At 71.2% G+C, this 15,203-nt stretch carries 12 protein-coding genes; 8 read left to right on the forward strand and 4 right to left on the reverse strand.

Annotated features, from left to right (window positions below):
- Positions 1–6: 6 nt before the first annotated feature.
- A complete protein-coding gene (locus E4K62_RS01265) occupies positions 7–2,532 on the forward strand; it encodes an ATP-dependent Clp protease ATP-binding subunit (RefSeq protein ID WP_135062811.1) in 2,526 nt (841 codons plus the stop codon).
- Between the two features lie 55 nt (positions 2,533–2,587).
- Here the strand turns inward: E4K62_RS01265 and E4K62_RS01270 are convergent, their stop codons facing one another.
- Positions 2,588–4,270, reverse strand: coding sequence for an NAD(P)/FAD-dependent oxidoreductase (locus E4K62_RS01270; RefSeq protein WP_135062813.1), 1,683 nt, complete (start codon positions 4,268–4,270; stop codon positions 2,588–2,590).
- A gap of 85 nt (positions 4,271–4,355) precedes the next feature.
- Between E4K62_RS01270 and E4K62_RS01275 the strand changes: the two genes are divergently transcribed.
- The 4 genes from E4K62_RS01275 (at position 4,356) to E4K62_RS18935 (ending at position 6,476) form a co-directional block, all read left to right on the forward strand.
- Positions 4,356–4,856 (forward strand): amino-acid N-acetyltransferase, encoded by a 501-nt coding sequence (locus E4K62_RS01275; RefSeq protein WP_135062815.1) that lies wholly within the window; start codon positions 4,356–4,358, stop codon positions 4,854–4,856.
- A 58-nt stretch (positions 4,857–4,914) separates the two neighbouring features.
- A complete protein-coding gene (locus tag E4K62_RS01280; protein ID WP_187270433.1) occupies positions 4,915–5,598 on the forward strand; it encodes a hypothetical protein in 684 nt (227 codons plus the stop codon).
- Positions 5,599–5,871: 273 nt separating this feature from the next.
- Positions 5,872–6,276, forward strand: coding sequence for a dehydrogenase (locus tag E4K62_RS01285; RefSeq protein WP_135062817.1), 405 nt, complete (start codon positions 5,872–5,874; stop codon positions 6,274–6,276).
- Between the two features lie 71 nt (positions 6,277–6,347).
- Entirely contained in the window at positions 6,348–6,476 is a 129-nt protein-coding gene (locus tag E4K62_RS18935) for a hypothetical protein (protein ID WP_261799199.1), read from the forward strand.
- A gap of 54 nt (positions 6,477–6,530) precedes the next feature.
- Here the strand turns inward: E4K62_RS18935 and radA are convergent, their stop codons facing one another.
- A complete protein-coding gene (gene radA / locus E4K62_RS01290; RefSeq protein ID WP_135062819.1) occupies positions 6,531–7,895 on the reverse strand; it encodes a DNA repair protein RadA in 1,365 nt (454 codons plus the stop codon).
- Between the two features lie 177 nt (positions 7,896–8,072).
- Between radA and E4K62_RS01295 the strand changes: the two genes are divergently transcribed.
- Complete coding sequence (locus E4K62_RS01295) at positions 8,073–9,080, forward strand: Gfo/Idh/MocA family protein (RefSeq protein WP_135062829.1); 1,008 nt, start codon at positions 8,073–8,075, stop codon at positions 9,078–9,080.
- Complete coding sequence (locus E4K62_RS01300; RefSeq protein WP_135062831.1) at positions 9,077–10,093, forward strand: Gfo/Idh/MocA family protein; 1,017 nt, start codon at positions 9,077–9,079, stop codon at positions 10,091–10,093. The genes E4K62_RS01295 and E4K62_RS01300 overlap by 4 nt, the downstream gene beginning before the upstream one ends.
- 24 nt (positions 10,094–10,117) lie before the next feature.
- Here E4K62_RS01300 and E4K62_RS01305 read toward each other — a convergent pair whose 3' ends face one another.
- Together E4K62_RS01305 and E4K62_RS01310 are read right to left on the reverse strand one after the other, a co-directional pair.
- Positions 10,118–10,819 carry an alpha/beta fold hydrolase gene (locus E4K62_RS01305; RefSeq protein WP_135062833.1) on the reverse strand — a complete coding sequence of 234 codons (702 nt, stop codon included), beginning with the start codon at positions 10,817–10,819 and terminating at the stop codon, positions 10,118–10,120.
- A 132-nt stretch (positions 10,820–10,951) separates the two neighbouring features.
- Positions 10,952–13,540: an alpha-mannosidase gene (locus E4K62_RS01310; RefSeq protein WP_135062835.1), complete on the reverse strand. Its 2,589-nt coding sequence runs from the start codon at positions 13,538–13,540 to the stop codon at positions 10,952–10,954.
- A gap of 76 nt (positions 13,541–13,616) precedes the next feature.
- On the opposite strand from E4K62_RS01310, the gene E4K62_RS01315 reads away from it, so the two are divergent.
- The gene (locus tag E4K62_RS01315; protein WP_167747690.1) at positions 13,617–15,167 is read left to right on the forward strand and encodes a sulfatase-like hydrolase/transferase; all 1,551 of its coding nucleotides are present in this window, start codon (positions 13,617–13,619) and stop codon (positions 15,165–15,167) included.
- The last annotated feature ends 36 nt before the right edge of the window (positions 15,168–15,203 follow it).

A 15,203-nucleotide genomic window follows, 5' to 3' on the forward strand; every position in this document is an offset into this window, starting at 1 on the left:
TTGAGGATGTTCGAAAGATTCACCGACCGTGCCCGTCGAGTTGTGGTGCTCGCCCAAGAAGAGGCGAAGATGCTCAACCACAACTACATCGGCACCGAGCACATCCTGCTCGGGCTGATCCACGAGGGCGAGGGCGTGGCCGCCAAGGCCCTCGAGTCCCTCGGCATCTCGCTCGACGCCGTGCGTGAGCAGGTGCAGGACATCATCGGCCAGGGGCAGCAGCAGCCGACCGGGCACATTCCCTTCACGCCGCGCGCGAAGAAGGTGCTCGAGCTCTCGTTGCGCGAAGCGCTGCAGCTGGGCCACAACTACATCGGCACCGAGCACATCCTGCTCGGACTCATCCGCGAGGGTGAGGGCGTGGCCGCGCAGGTGCTCGTCAAGCTGGGCGCCGATCTGAACAAGGTGCGCCAGCAGGTCATCCAGCTGCTCAGCGGATACCAGGGCAAGGAGCCCGCGGGCGTCGCATCCGGCGCCGGCGAGCAGACCTCCGCCAGCGCGCAGGGAGGTTCCGCAGTGCTCGACCAGTTCGGCCGCAACCTCACGCAGGCCGCGCGCGACAACAAGCTCGACCCCGTCATCGGACGCGAGAAGGAGATCGAGCGGGTCATGCAGATCCTCTCGCGCCGCTCCAAGAACAACCCCGTCCTCATCGGCGAGCCCGGCGTCGGCAAGACCGCCGTCGTGGAGGGCCTCGCGCAGGCCATCGTCAAGGGCGATGTGCCCGAGACGCTGAAGGACAAGCAGGTCTACTCGCTCGACCTCGGATCGCTCATCGCCGGGTCCCGCTACCGCGGTGACTTCGAGGAGCGCCTGAAGAAGGTCACCAAGGAGATCCGCACGCGCGGTGACATCATCGTCTTCATCGACGAGATCCACACGCTCGTGGGTGCCGGTGCCGCCGAGGGCGCGATCGACGCCGCGTCGATCCTCAAGCCGCTGCTGGCCCGCGGCGAGCTGCAGACCATCGGTGCGACCACGCTCGACGAGTACCGCAAGCACTTCGAGAAGGATGCCGCGCTCGAGCGTCGCTTCCAGCCGATCCAGGTCGCCGAGCCGAGCCTGCCGCACGCCATCAACATCCTGAAGGGCCTGCGCGACCGGTACGAGGCGCACCACAAGGTGCAGATCACCGACGGCGCCATCGTGGCCGCGGCCAACCTCGCCGACCGCTACATCAGCGACCGGTTCCTGCCCGACAAGGCGATCGACCTGATCGACGAGGCCGGCGCCCGCCTGCGTCTGTCGATCCTGTCGAGCCCGCCCGAGCTGCGCGAATTCGACGACAAGATCGCCAAGGTGCGCGAGCAGAAGGAAGTCGCCTCCGAGGAGCAGGACTTCGAGAAGGCCGCGTCGCTGCGCGACGAGGAGAAGTCGCTCCTGGCCGAGCGTCTGCGCCTGGAGAAGCAGTGGCGTTCGGGCGACGTGGCATCCCACGCCATCGTCGACGAGGGCCTGATCGCCGAGGTGCTCGCTCAGGCCACCGGCATCCCGGTGTTCAAGCTCACCGAGGAGGAGTCCAGCCGGCTCGTCTTCATGGAGAAGGCGCTGCACCAGCGGGTCATCGGTCAGGAAGAGGCCATCTCCGCCCTGTCCAAGACGATCCGCCGCCAGCGTGCGGGTCTGAAGGACCCGAAGCGTCCGTCGGGCTCGTTCATCTTCGCCGGCCCCACGGGTGTCGGAAAGACGGAGCTGGCCAAGGCGCTCGCCGAGTTCCTCTTCGACGACGAGGGCGCGCTGATCTCCCTCGACATGTCGGAGTTCGGTGAGAAGCACACCGTCTCGCGGCTGTTCGGTGCCCCTCCCGGGTTCGTCGGCTTCGAAGAGGGTGGCCAGCTCACCGAGAAGGTGCGGCGGAAGCCCTTCTCGGTCGTGCTCTTCGACGAGATCGAGAAGGCGCACCCCGACATCTTCAACTCGCTCCTGCAGATCCTCGAGGAAGGCCGTCTCACCGACGGTCAGGGCCGCGTGGTCGACTTCAAGAACACCGTCATCATCATGACGACCAACCTGGGCGCGCGTGACATCGCGGGCGGCCCGGTCGGGTTCCAGGTCGAAGGCGACAGCGCCACCTCGTACGACCGCATGAAGGGCAAGGTCAACGAAGAGCTCAAGCGGCACTTCAAGCCCGAGTTCCTCAACCGCGTCGATGACATCATCGTCTTCCCGCAGCTGAGCAAGCCCGAGCTGGTGCAGATCGTCGACCTGTTCACCAAGCGCCTCGCCGAGCGCCTGCTCGACCGTGACATGACGATCGAGCTGTCGCAGGCGGCCAAGGAGCGGCTCATCGAGATCGGGTTCGACCCGGCTCTGGGTGCGCGCCCGCTGCGCCGCGCGATGCAGCACGAGGTCGAGGACCGCTTGAGCGAGAAGATCCTGCACGGCGAGCTCGAGTCGGGCGATCACGTGAAGGTCGACGCCGAGAACGGGGAGTTCCTCTTCGAGACCGGCCCCCGCGGTGAGAAGGTCGCCGTCGGTGTGACCGGCGGCGGGGAGATCACCGCGACACCGGACATCGTCGCCGGATCCTGAGCGACACGAAGGGCGGATGCTGCGGCATCCGCCCTTCGTCGTTCCTGCGTGCGGGTCAGCGTGCGGCCAGATGCGCGTGGACGGCGGAGATCACCACCGAGCCCTCGCCCACGGCCGAGGCGACGCGCTTGAGGGAGCTGCGCCGGGTGTCGCCCACCGCGAACAACCCGGGGACGGAGGTCTCCAGCGACCCGGGCGGTGCACCTCCGCGCCACGGGTCGGGCAGGTCCTCGTCGGGAGCGGAGGACCCCGTCACGAGGTAGCCCCAGCGGTCGCGGAGGACGTCATCGGGCAGCCACTCGGTGTGTGGACGGGCACCGATCGTGACGAACAGTGCGTGGCAGGGGCGCAGTTCGCGCGCTCCGTCCGCGACGTGCTCGACCTCGACGGCGCCCAGACGCCCGTCGGCATCGGGCTGTGCCCCCACCACGCGCGACCCGGGCAGGATCTCCACGCCCAGGGCCTGAAGCTGCGTGATCAGGTAGCTCGACATGCTCGCCGCCAGCGACGGACCGCGCACGAGGAGGGCGACGGATGCGGCGTACCGGGCGAGGTGCAGCGCCGCCTGCCCGGCGGAGTTGCCGCCGCCGACCACGAGCACCGCTCGGCCGCGCTGGGCCCGGGCCTCGACGGACGACGCGCCGTAGAACACCGACGTCCCCACGAAGGGCCGCAGGGCCGGGACCGACAGCCGGCGGTACGCGATTCCGGTGGCCAGGACCACGCTGCCGGCCACCACGTGCTCGTCACCCGGGCCCACGGTGAGCGTGAACGCGGCATCCCCCTCGGCGCGCGCCAGGCCCGTGGCCTGCCGCGCGTGCGCGAACCGAGCTCCGAACGCCCACGCCTGCTGATAGGCCCGCCGCGCGAGCTCCGCCCCGGCCACGCCGCGGGGGAACCCGAGGTAGTTGCGGATGAGCGAACTCGACCCGGCCTGACCGCCCACCGAGCCGGCTTCGACGACGAGGGTCGACAGGCCCTCGGATGCGGCGTAGACCGCCGCGGCGAGGCCGCTCGGTCCTGCCCCGATGATCGCGACATCGACGGGGGAGTGCGGAAGCTCGGTGGACAGGCCAGTCGCGTGCGCGATCGCGCGGTCATCCGGGTCCTCCAGCAGGCTTCCGTCCGCGATCTGGACGACGGGTGCGCCCCGGTACGACCGGCCGGCGCGCTCGAGAAGCTCCGCCGCCCGCGGCGAGGCCGGATCCAGCCGCGTCGCCGCCAGACCGCTTCGCGCGAGCTGCGCGGCGAGCAGGTGCGTGCGGGGCGCGACGTCGGAGCCGATGATCGTGAAACCGCGTCGCTCCGGCGTGGTCGCGCGCCAGTCGCGGAGGTACTCGGTTACGGCGTGGTGGAAGTCCTCGTCGCGGGGATCTGCCGGACGCACCACGTAGAAGTCGATCAACAGATCCGACATCAGCGCCAGCACCCGGGCCGCGGTGTCGGCGTCCGCCCACGTACCCCACTCGATCAGGAGCGCGCGTCGCGCTTCCGGGAACAGGCCGGTGGCCCGGGAGAACACGGCTCTGACCGGATGCTCGGCGTCTCCCGCCGATGCCAGGACCAGCGCGACGGCCCCGCCGCCGGCGTGCAGGGTCGCCAGGGACTCCCCGCCTCCGTCGAGGGTCACGACGTCGTAGTGGGACGCGTACCGCTCCCGCAACGCGCGGACGACCCGCTCGGCGGGGTCGGGATCGACCACCGCGATGACGGGGCGGGGCGGCGACGGAGCGGGCATGACACTCCCACGGTCGGGGTGGACCCCGGCAGTGTAGACCCTCCCGCCGAGCCGCGGCCAGGCCCACTCGTTCTAGGCTGGACACATGAGCGCGTTCACGGTCCGGCCCGCCCGCACGGCCGACGTCCGCGGCATCCATCGGCTCCTCGACCCGTACGTCCAGCGGCGCATCCTCCTCGGCAAGGACCTCGTGGTGCTCTACGAGTCGGTGCAGCAGTTCGTCGTCGCCGAGGCCGACGGCGAGCTCATCGGCTGCGGCGCGCTCCACGTCATCTGGGAGGATCTCGCCGAGATCCGCACCCTCATCGTCGTGGACGAATGGCTGCACCGCGGTGTGGGCCGAGCACTCGTGGCCGCGCTGGAGGACGAAGCGCGCGAGCTGGGCGTGCAGCGCCTGTTCTGCCTCACGTTCGAGGTGGACTTCTTCACCCGGCGCGGCTTCGCCCCGATCGGCGAGCAGGTCGTCGACCCCGACGTGTACTCGCAGCTGGTGCGCAGCCCCGACGAGGGCGTCGCGGAGTTCCTCGACCTCGCCCACGTCAAGCCGAACACCCTGGGCAACACGCGGATGCTGAAGACGCTGTAGCGCGTCACACCGGGCGTGCCGCCCGGGCGCCCGGCGCTGCCGCGCCTACCCTGGGAGCATGAGCGGTTCCTCTCCGCGACGGCGGCACTCTCCGGCGGTCTACCGGCGCCGTCGGCTCGTCCTCCTGCTCGTCGTGCTGCTCGTGGTGGGCGGGCTCGTGTGGCTGTTCGTCGCACAGCCGTGGCGCAGCGCCGCCCAGCCCATCGCGACGCCGAGCCCCAGCCCGTCGACCAGTCAGTCCCCTACCACCTCCCCGACCCCGTCCGAGGCGCCCACCGAGACACCTCCGGCTGAGGGCGAGGAGGAGGTCCCCAACCCCGAGCTCACCCCGACCGCGGATGCGTGTCTGCCCGGCGATCTCACGATCGAGGCGCTCACCGATCAGCAGGCCTACGCCGCAGGACAGAACCCGCAGCTGTCCATTCGCCTGGTCAACCGCAGCGACACCGACTGCACGCTCAACGTCGGCACGAGCGCGCAGTCGTTCACCGTCTCCAGCGGGAGCGACGTGTGGTGGCGCTCCACCGATTGCCAGACCGAGCCCAGCGACATGATCGTGCTCCTGACGGCAGGTCAGGAGACCACGAGCTCGGCTCCGCTGACGTGGGATCGCACGCGGTCATCCGTCGACACGTGCGACGGTGACCGCCCGAGCGCGCCCGGTGGCGGAGCGACGTACCACCTCAGCGTGTCGATCGGCGGGATCGCGTCGACGAACACCGCCCCGTTCATCCTGCAATGACCCGGGACTTTTGTCCCCCAAACGGCGGACAGACGTGAACCGATCGGTGAAGCTACAGTAGATACGCTCCTGCATCCAAGGATCGCACGGCTGTCCCCAGCAGCCGGGCCCCCGGTGTTCCCCAAGCGCCCATGGCCCGCGGTCCTGCAGAACGCACGAGGCCCTCTCGAATCCGCCAGCCCCCAACTGGGGGATCCGAGAGGGCCTCCCCTTTTCCGGCAGCCGGGTGACCGCGGCTTCAGCACCGTGAGGGTGCGCCGTTAGGCTGAAGGGATGCCGGGGAAGAAGGGGCGCAAGGACGCCGAGCTGGAGTTCCGCAACACGGTGCTGGCCGATGCGCTGCAGACGCAGGACATGGCAGCCGTCGCCTTCGCGCTGCGCCACGGGCCCACCGTGGTGCCGCTCCTGCGGGTGGGTGCCCGGGACAACCCGCTGGATTCCGGCGAGGTCTGGACCTACCGTGACCCCGACACCGGCGACATCGCCCTCCTGCTCTTCAGCGACGCGGCACACAAGCCCGCGACGCTGCCACCGGGGGTCGCGCTGCAGTCTCCCGCCTGGCTGCGCGCATTCCTGCAGGCCCACAGCGATCGCATCACGACGGTCTTCTTCGACATCGCCGGTCCGCATCCCCTGCAGGCGACGCCTGCGGATCTGCTTGCCGCGCTCGACCTCTGACCCGCTCAGGGAAGCGGCGACACTCCGCGTGAACTCGCGCGGACGCGGTCTGAGGTGGCAGACTCGGCCGGATGGAGTACCTCCTCGTCGGCGTCGTGTGCGCCGCAGGCCTCGTCCTACCGGTCGTCCTGGGCTTCGCGCAGCAGCAGCAGCGCCGCCGCCGCACCGGTCCTCCCGGCCGTTCGCACGGCGCCTTCTGACCGACCCTCGACAGCTTCAGGGGTCGACCCGGGTTCCGTGGGAAGCCGAGGCGCTCAGAAGTCCGGGACGTCGCCGGGGTCGGCGCGGCGACGGGTCTGCAGGTCGCGGAGTGCGCGATCGATCGAGCGCGAGGACGCGTCGAGCACCGTGTGATACCCCAGACGGGATGCCTCGCCCGCGCGCTGTGCGGACTGGGTGACGGGCCGGATCTCACCCGTCAGCGTCAGCTCTCCGATGGCGGCCGTGCGGTGGGAGATCGTATGGTCGCGCACGGCGTTGGCCACCGCGATGGCGATGGCGAGGTCGGCGGCCGGCTCGACGAGGCGCACGCCCCCCACCGTCGAGACGTAGACGTCCTTGTCCGACACCTTCACACGCGCCCTCCGCTCCAGCACCGCGAGCACCATCGCCACACGCGCCGAGTCGACGCCGTTCACGACGCGGCGCGGGTTGGGGGCGGTCGTGTCGATCGTGAGCGCCTGCACCTCCACCGGCAGCGCGCGCCGGCCCTCCAACGCAATGGTCACGCACGTGCCGGGAACGGGATCGCCGTGGCCGAGGAACAGCGCGCTGGGGTCGGGCACCTCGGCGATCCCCGCACCGGTCATGTCGAAGCATCCGACCTCGTCGGTGGGGCCGAACCGGTTCTTCAGGGCGCGCACGAAACGCAGCGACGTCTGCCGGTCGCCCTCGAACTGGCACACGACGTCGACGAGGTGCTCGAGGATGCGGGGGCCGGCGATGGAGCCGTCCTTCGTCACGTGCCCCACGATGATGACCGGCAGCGCACGCTCCTTCGCCACACGGATGAGCGTGGATGCCACTTCCCGCACCTGGCTCGGCTGGCCGGCGGCTCCGTCGCTCAGCGCCGACGACACCGTCTGCACGGAGTCGACGATGAGCAGCTCGGGCCGCACCTCGTCGATGTGCCCGAGGATGGTGGCCAGATCGGTCTCCGCCGCCAGGTACAGCTCGTCGTGCAGCGCTCCGGTCCGCTCGGCACGCAGCCGCACCTGCGCGGTGGACTCCTCCGCACTGGCATACAGGACCCGGCGACCGGCGCGCGCGCTCTGCGCCGCCACTTCCAGGAGCAGTGTCGACTTGCCCACGCCCGGCTCGCCGCTGAGCAGGATGGCGGCGCCGGGGACGACGCCGCCGCCGAGGACGCGGTCGAACTCGCCCACACCGCTCGTGCGGCGCGGCGCATCCTGGGTGTCGATCGCGGTGATCGGACGTGCGCTCCTCGAGGCGCCGGGGGCGACGGCGGCCACCGTGCGGGTGATCCCGGTCTGCTCGGCGGCTTCCACGACGGTGCCCCACTGCTGGCACTCACCGCAGCGGCCGACCCACTTGAGGGTCGTCCACCCGCACTCGGTGCACCGGTACGGCACGGTCGTGGAGGGCTTTCGCGCGGGCATGCCTCCAGGCTACGCGTGCCCACCGACAGCGCTCCCGCGGAGTCTCCCCGCGCTTCTGTAGAGGCGCGGAGTCGCATGTGGTAACGTTGCCACAATTTCGCAGCGCTCCCCGCCCCGCGGAGGAGCACGAGCCCCGATCCGATGATGGGCAGACGTCCATCCAGAGGAGTGCAGAGCGTGACCGAGGACGTCATCGGCGTGGGGGTCGCGGGCTTCTGGCACGTGCATGCGGACGACTACGCGCGCGAAACCGAGGCTCATCCGGGAACCCGCGTGGCCGCCGCGTGGGATGACGCACCGGGCCGGGCCCGGGAGGGCGCGGCGCGCTGGGACGTCGAGCGCGCCGAGAGCCTCGACGCGCTGCTCGCGCACCCGGGCGTCGACGCGATCACCGTCACGACCGCCACCGCCGACCACACCGGCGTCATCGGGCGGGCGATCGAGGCGGGCAAGCACGTCTTCACCGAGAAGCTCCTGGCGCCCACAGTGGCGGAGTCGCAGCGACTCGCCGACGCGGCCGCAGCCAAGGGCGTGGCGCTCGTGGTGTCGCTGCCGCAGCTGACGAACCCGGTGATGGTCGCCGCCGCCGACCTCGTCGACCGGGGCACGCTCGGCGCCGTCACCTACGCCCGCGTGCGGATGGCGCACGACGGCTGGCTCACCGGATCGCTGCCCGACCGCTTCGCCGACCCCGTCGCCGCCATCGGCGGGGCGTTCACCGACCTCGGCTGCCACCCCGCGTACCTCGTCCAGCGCCTGCTCGGCGCGTATCCGGAGAGGGTGTCGGCGGTCTACACGCGCGTCACCGGCCGCGAGGTCGAGGACAACGCCGTGGTCGTCGCGGCCTACCCCGACGGGGCCCTCGGTGTCGCCGAGGCCAGCTTCGTCACCACGCCCGGAGCGCTGGCGATGGAGGTGCGCGGCACCGAAGCGTCGCTGCTCCACGGATTCGGCAGAGGCGGACTGCACGCCAAGGGCGGGCCCTTCGGCGACGAATGGGTCCCCGTGCCGCTGCATCCGCCGCCGCCCACCCCGTTCGAGCTGTGGGTGGACGCCATCCGCGGGCGAGCGGATGCCTCCGCCAACGTGTCGGCCGCGATCGACCTCACGCGGTTCATCGTCGCCGCCAACACCGCCGCCGCCGCGAATCCGCGTGCCGGCTTCGACCCGGAAGGACCCTCATGACCGGCAAGGTGCGGATCGGACTCATCGGCGCGGGCGGCATCGCCGGCGCGCATGTCGACGGGTACCGCCGGAACCCCGAGACCGTGGAGCTCGTGGCGGTCGCCGACCCCGTCCGGGAGAGCGCGGAGAAGCGCCGCGGGAGCGCCGGCGTGCGCATCTTCGCGGACTATCGCGAGATGATCGCCGCCGGCGGGCTGGATGCGGTGGACATCTGCCTGCCGCACCACCTCCACGCCGACGCGGTCATCGCCGCCGCCGACGCGGGTCTGCACGTGCTGTGCGAGAAGCCCCTGTGCCTGACTCTGGAGGAAGCGGGGGCGATCACCCGGGCGGTGGAGCGCAGCGGGGTCACGGTGATGTGCGCGCACAACCAGCTCTTCCTGCCCGCCGTCGCCGAGGCCAAGCGCCTCATCGACAGCGGCGCGCTCGGCCGCGTGTACGAGGTGCGCACGACCGACAGCTTCTTCAACGACTTCACGCCGGAGAGCATGGGATGGCGCGCGCGTGCGGAGACCTCCGGGGGCGGCGAGCTCATCGACACCGGCTACCACCCGCTCTACCTCATGCAGCACCTCGCCGGGGGAGCCCCGGTGGAGGTCGCCGCGATGCTCTCGCGCCACCGCCTCGAGTTCATGGAGGGCGAGGATTCCGCGCAGGTGCTCGTCCGCTACGACAACGGGGTGGTGGGTCACGTCGTCACCAGCTGGGCGTACGAGCCGGCCCTGGGGACGGAGAAGTTCTCGCTCGTGGCCGAGCGGGGTTCGCTGAGCTCGGACGGCATCACACTCACCTACCGGGTGCGGGGCGAAGCGCCGGTGACGCGCGAGTTCGCTCCCGTGCACGAATTCGAAGCCGAGGTGGGCCACTTCGCCGACAGCGTGCGCAACGGCACGCGCCCGATCCAGACCCACGAGGAGGGGATCGATGTGCTCGGGGTGATCCTCGCGGCCTACGAGTCCTCCCTCACCGGCTCGATCGCGCGCGTCGGGGCGCACCCCGTCGGGCATCGCTGAGGCCTCGTCCGCTCCGCTGCGGCCTCATACCTTCTCGGGCTCGGCCCGCGGCAGGGCGAGCTGGGCCAGCAGCACCTCGGCGAGGTCGCGGGGCCGCTCGATCTGCGGCCATCTCCCCGACGGCAGATCCACGAGCGTGAGGTCGGAGATGCGGGCGAGCTCGCGGACCGGATCGATGCCGGCGGCCACCCACCGGCGCACATCGTCGGTGGTGAACTCCGTCGCCACGACCGTGGCGGGTACCGCGAAGCGCCGATCGTCGGTGAGGCGCTGCACGGCGTCGAGCACGTGGGAGGCGTTCTCGCTCATGCGCCGGTGCAGTCCGCCCAGACCGGGATCCACGGCGCTCAACCCTGCGGTGTGGGTCGTGACCCCGCGGGCGTCCACCGTGAACCCGCTCAGCACTCGCGCCCCGTCCGCGCTCGGGAACCCGCCGACGTGGATGGCGCGGGCGACGCCGTCGGGGCGCTGACTGACCGCCGCGTGCACGAGCCCGCACGCTTCGGCATGGCCGACCACGACGACCTTCCCCTCGCACTGGTCGATCGCGGTGACGATGGCGGCCACGTGATCGGCGAGCCAGATGCCGTTGCGGTTCGCGGTGCGCGAGTGCAGTCCCTGCAGCGTCAGCGCGGACGGGCGGTGGCCCGCCGCGGCCAGCAGCTCGGAGACATCCGCCCAGGAGGAGGCGTCGAGCCACAGGCCGGGAACCAGGATGACATCCATCGCACCTCCTCGCCGGCGATTCCTCGCCGCACCGACATGCTCGCGCAGCCCCGGCCCCGGCGGAAGGGCTTGTGCCCCCGGGACGCCTGTGGGGTCACCGGCGGCCCGTGGCATCCGTGACGCCGGGCGGGCTCATGCAGGCTCCTCACCGAGCGGCCACTCCAGCAGGTCGACCTCGACGATGGGGGCTTCGTGGTCCAGCGGGATGCGGAAGGTCCGCACCTGGTGCGGGCCGAAGTCCTCTTCGATCGTGCGGCCGACCAACGGGAGCGCGATCCGGGCCGACCCCGGCAGGCCGCGGGTCTCGACGGCCCGCACGATGAGGTCGGCCGCTGCCGCGTCCGGGACGTCTTCGCTGCCTTTGACCGCGGTGACCATGACGGCGCCGCCGCCGTCGTCGACGAAGCTGCCGCGGGGCGGAAGGTCGCCGGGGTGGAACGACTCCAGCTGCGCACGCACGGGCGACCCGAGCACCGCGGCCCGCCGCGTCGGCTGAGCGGCGCGCCAGTCGCCGCCGTGCGGGATGAGCTCGAGGCTGAACCGCTGCACGCCCTGGTCGTGGAAGGAGTACACGCCCTCCGGATCGAGCAGGCGGGGATCGTGCCACGAGTACACGGGGCTCCGCACCGCCGTGATGCCGATGCTCGCCGTTCCCAGCCCGGCGGTGCCGGCGGGGGAGACGTCCCACCCGTGCTTGGTCGTGCACACGACCGTGAGCCCGGCGGGGGTCCCGGCGATCGTGCCGGTGAGATCGACCCACGACTGAGCGGGCTCCTCGGCGCCGTCGACGGGGCGTTCGAGGGTCGCGTAGGGGATCTCGTACGTGGCGGCCGGATGCTCGAGCCCGACGGGGAACCGGAGCTTCAGCAGGTGCGCGTGCTCGCGCCAGTCCAGCGTCACGTCCACCCGCAGCGCGCGGGCGTCGTGGGAGAGGAGGTACTCCTCGACGAGAGTGCTGGCGCCCCATCCGCGTTCCACGCGCACGCGCGAGCGCAGCGGGCCGGTCTCGCGCACGACGATGCGCTTCAGGTGGAAGGCGGCGCCGGGCCAGGCGTAGGAGATGACCCGGTGGCCCCACGTGTCGGTGGGGTCTTCGCAGACGGCGGTGCGCGGCTGACCGCGCGTGCCGGCCAGCGGGTCGACGCCGGTGGTCTTGTCTCGGAGCGAGACGACGTCGCCGGTGGCGGCGTCGAGCTCCACGCGCAGATGTGCGTTCTCCAGAACGGTGCCGTCGCCGGCGACACGTACGCCCTCGTCCGCGGGAAGCGCGGGCCCGGGGAGCAGGCGGTAGAGCGCGTAGCCCAGCGCGGGCACGTCGGCGCGGAAGGTGACCGCCCCGCGGCTGAGGTCGCTGGTCGTGGCCGTGGACTGCGTGGCCTGCGACAGCACGGGCGCGTCGGCGTCGTCCACGACGCGCACGCCGTGCGGCTGCGCGCTGTACTGCATGTCGACGTCGACCGACACCGGCCACGGATGCGGATTGAAGACCACGACCGGCTGGGTCGCGGCATCCGCGGGGATGTCGATCCGCCGGGCGATGCGGTTGTGCACCCGCGTGATGATGCGCTTCGAGATGGCGACGGCCTCGCCCAGCTGGTCGCGCGCATCGTCGTACGACGGTTCGATCGCCGACCCCGGCAGGATGTCGTGGAACTGGTTGAAGAGGATCTGCTTCCAGGCGCGCTCGAGGTCGTCGCGCGGGTAGTCGGCCCCCGTGAGGGCGACCTCGACCGCGGCCCACCGCTCGGCGGACAGGGCGGCGAACTGCGCGCGGCGCTGCCACGCCTTGATGCCCGAATGCGAGGAGTAGCACCCCGGCGCGTGGTGCTGCAGGTCGTCGCGGCGCACGGCCAGGGTGTCGAGGAACCCCGCCCCGCGCGTGAGCATCTCATCGAAGTACGCGCGCGGCGACGACATCGTCATCCTCCCGAAGGTGCCCATCCGGTCGTAGCGGTGGATCGATTCGATGTTGGCCTTCGTCGGCCCGCCACCATGGTTGCCGACGCCGTAGAACACCATCATCTGGCCGAGCGAGCGGTCGAGCTGACCGAGCGATTTCTCCGTCTGGAACGAGACGTCGCCGGGCGCGCTGCCGTACTCGAAGGGGATGCGGTAGGTCAGCACGCGGGATCCGTCGGGTGACTCCCAGTGGAACAGCGTGTCGTCGAGGTCGCCCTCGTGCGGACCGGGCCGCAGGAAGCAGTAGGAGTCCATGCGCTGGCCCCGCAGGATCTGCGGGATCGTCGCGCTGTGCCCGAAGGGGTCGACGTTCATGCCGACGGTCGCGATCCGCCCGAAGCGGGAGTGCAGGTAGCGCTGACCGTACAGCCCCTGGCGCGCGAACGACTCGCCCATCGGCATGTTGCAGTCCGGCTCCACCCACCACCCGCCGACGTTGACCCACCGGCCCTCGGCGACGCCGTGGGCGATGCGGGCGAACAGATCCGGGTCCTGCTCCTCGACCCACGACAGCAGCACGATCTGATCGCACGTGAAGACGAAGTCGGGGTACTCGTCCATCCGGTCCAGGGCGCTCGCGAACGTCGCCCGCGCTTCCTGGTACCCCTCCTGCCACGGCCACAGCCACACCGGATCCAGGTGCGCGTTGCCGATCATGTGCAGCGTGCGGTCGGGGGTCGCGGCCGGTCGCGCGGAGGGGGAGAGGTCGTGATGCTGCCGGCCGGAGGGTGCGTTGGCAACCGGTGCGCGGTGGGCAGGCATCGATGCCTCTTCGTTCACGTCCCGTTCCCCCTGGCGTGTCGCGACGCGCGTCGTCGGTCCTGGGAACGATGCCGGTGTGACATCGTTCCCACATAGTATCGACGCGTACGCATGCGCCGCCAGTGTCGCATCGAGGGCGGCGGATGCGCCGTTCGAGGAGGAGATCCCGGTGACCGCTGCATCCGCTCCGACGTCGCATCCCCGCCCCGATGTGCTCGTCATCCAGTGCGACTCACTGCCGCCCGACCTCGTCGGCGCGTACGGAGACTCCCATGGCGCCACCCCGGCGATCGACGCCCTGGCTGCGCGCGGCGCGGTCTTCGACGCATCCTGCAACGCGCCGCTGTGCACTCCGTCACGAGCCGCCATGGTCACCGGGCGCCTGGCCAGCCGTCTGGATTGCTACGACAACGCCGGCGAGTTCTCCGCCGAGCATCCCACGATGGCCCACGCCTTCGGCGCCCTGGGTTATCGGACGGCGATCATCGGCAAGATGCACTTTCTCGGCCACGATCAGCACCACGGGTTCGATGAGCGCCTCGCCCTCGACACCGACTACAGCACGGGTTACGACCCGCGGCTGTACGCCCTCGCGTACGACTGGGACAGGCCCAGCGGCGGCAACCCGAACAGCCCCGACATGATGGGCGAGTCCTACCTCGCCGCCGAATCGAGCTCCGCCTATCGCGAGCGCTTCCGGCCGGGACTGCACGACGAGCGCGATGCCCGCATCCATGCCCAGGCACTCGCCTACCTCGGCCGCGACCGCACGGAGCCGTTCCTCGCGATCGCCTCCTACCACGCGCCGCACAACCCGTTCTGGGCTCCGGATGACGACGTGGCACGCTTCGACGGCGCGTTTCCCTGTCTGCGCGCCGAAGTGGTGGCCGAGGCGGGGATCATGGACCGCTGGCTCAACGACTTCCACTACGTCCCGCAGGTGCAGGAGCGGCTGATGGATGCGGCCAACCTGCGGTGGATGTACGCGACGGTCTACGCGATGCTCCACGAGCTGGACCGGCGGGTGGGGGAGCTCCTCGAGGCGCTGCCGCATCCCGAGCGCACCGTCGTGGTGTTCGTCAGCGACCACGGCGACATGCTGGGGGACCGCGGGATGCTGCAGAAGCGCACGTTCTACGAACGGTCGGTGCGCGTCCCGCTCATCGTGAGCGGACCGGGCATCGCGGAGGGCGTGCGGTGCGCGACCCCCGTGAGCCTCGTGGACCTGTTCCCGACGCTGGCGGGGCTCGTCGGCGCACCGCTTCCGGCCGACCTGGACGGGGTGGACGTGGGCGCAGCGCTCGCGGGTGGCGACGCGTCGCAGCATCCGGTGGTCTCGGAGTACCACGGCGAGGGCGTCCATGCGCCGTGCTTCCTGCTGCGCGAGGGCGATGTGAAGTACGTCCTCGTGCACGGCTTCGAAGAGCGGCTGTACGACCTGGCCGCCGATCCGGGGGAGCGCGCCGACCTCGCAGGCTCGCCCGAGCACGCCGCGCTGCTGACCCGGATGCGCGCCGACCTGCGGAGGCTCGTCGATCCGGACGACGTGGCGCGCCGCGCTCGCGCCTCCCAGCGGCGGCGGGGCTACATCCATCGCGCCGTCGTGGGCTCCGCCGCATCCGGCTGACGCCCTTCGCGCGTGCGCGCCGTCGGAGGATCGCAC

This window comes from Microbacterium wangchenii, assembly GCF_004564355.1.
In the GTDB taxonomy this organism is placed as follows: Bacteria; Actinomycetota; Actinomycetes; order Actinomycetales; family Microbacteriaceae; genus Microbacterium; species Microbacterium wangchenii.

Excerpts from the sequence above, each read along its gene's own strand:
- E4K62_RS01265 (WP_135062811.1), top strand. The coding sequence starts at position 7 with ATGTTCGAAAGATTCACCGACCGTGCCCGTCGAGTTGTGGTGCTCGCC.
- E4K62_RS01270 (WP_135062813.1), bottom strand. The coding sequence starts at position 4,270 with ATGCCCGCTCCGTCGCCGCCCCGCCCCGTCATCGCGGTGGTCGATCCC.
- E4K62_RS01275 (WP_135062815.1), top strand. The coding sequence starts at position 4,356 with ATGAGCGCGTTCACGGTCCGGCCCGCCCGCACGGCCGACGTCCGCGGC.
- E4K62_RS01280 (WP_187270433.1), top strand. The coding sequence starts at position 4,915 with ATGAGCGGTTCCTCTCCGCGACGGCGGCACTCTCCGGCGGTCTACCGG.
- E4K62_RS01285 (WP_135062817.1), top strand. The coding sequence starts at position 5,872 with ATGCCGGGGAAGAAGGGGCGCAAGGACGCCGAGCTGGAGTTCCGCAAC.
- E4K62_RS18935 (WP_261799199.1), top strand. The coding sequence starts at position 6,348 with ATGGAGTACCTCCTCGTCGGCGTCGTGTGCGCCGCAGGCCTCGTCCTA.
- radA (WP_135062819.1), bottom strand. The coding sequence starts at position 7,895 with ATGCCCGCGCGAAAGCCCTCCACGACCGTGCCGTACCGGTGCACCGAG.
- E4K62_RS01300 (WP_135062831.1), top strand. The coding sequence starts at position 9,077 with ATGACCGGCAAGGTGCGGATCGGACTCATCGGCGCGGGCGGCATCGCC.
- E4K62_RS01305 (WP_135062833.1), bottom strand. The coding sequence starts at position 10,819 with ATGGATGTCATCCTGGTTCCCGGCCTGTGGCTCGACGCCTCCTCCTGG.
- E4K62_RS01310 (WP_135062835.1), bottom strand. The coding sequence starts at position 13,540 with ATGCCTGCCCACCGCGCACCGGTTGCCAACGCACCCTCCGGCCGGCAG.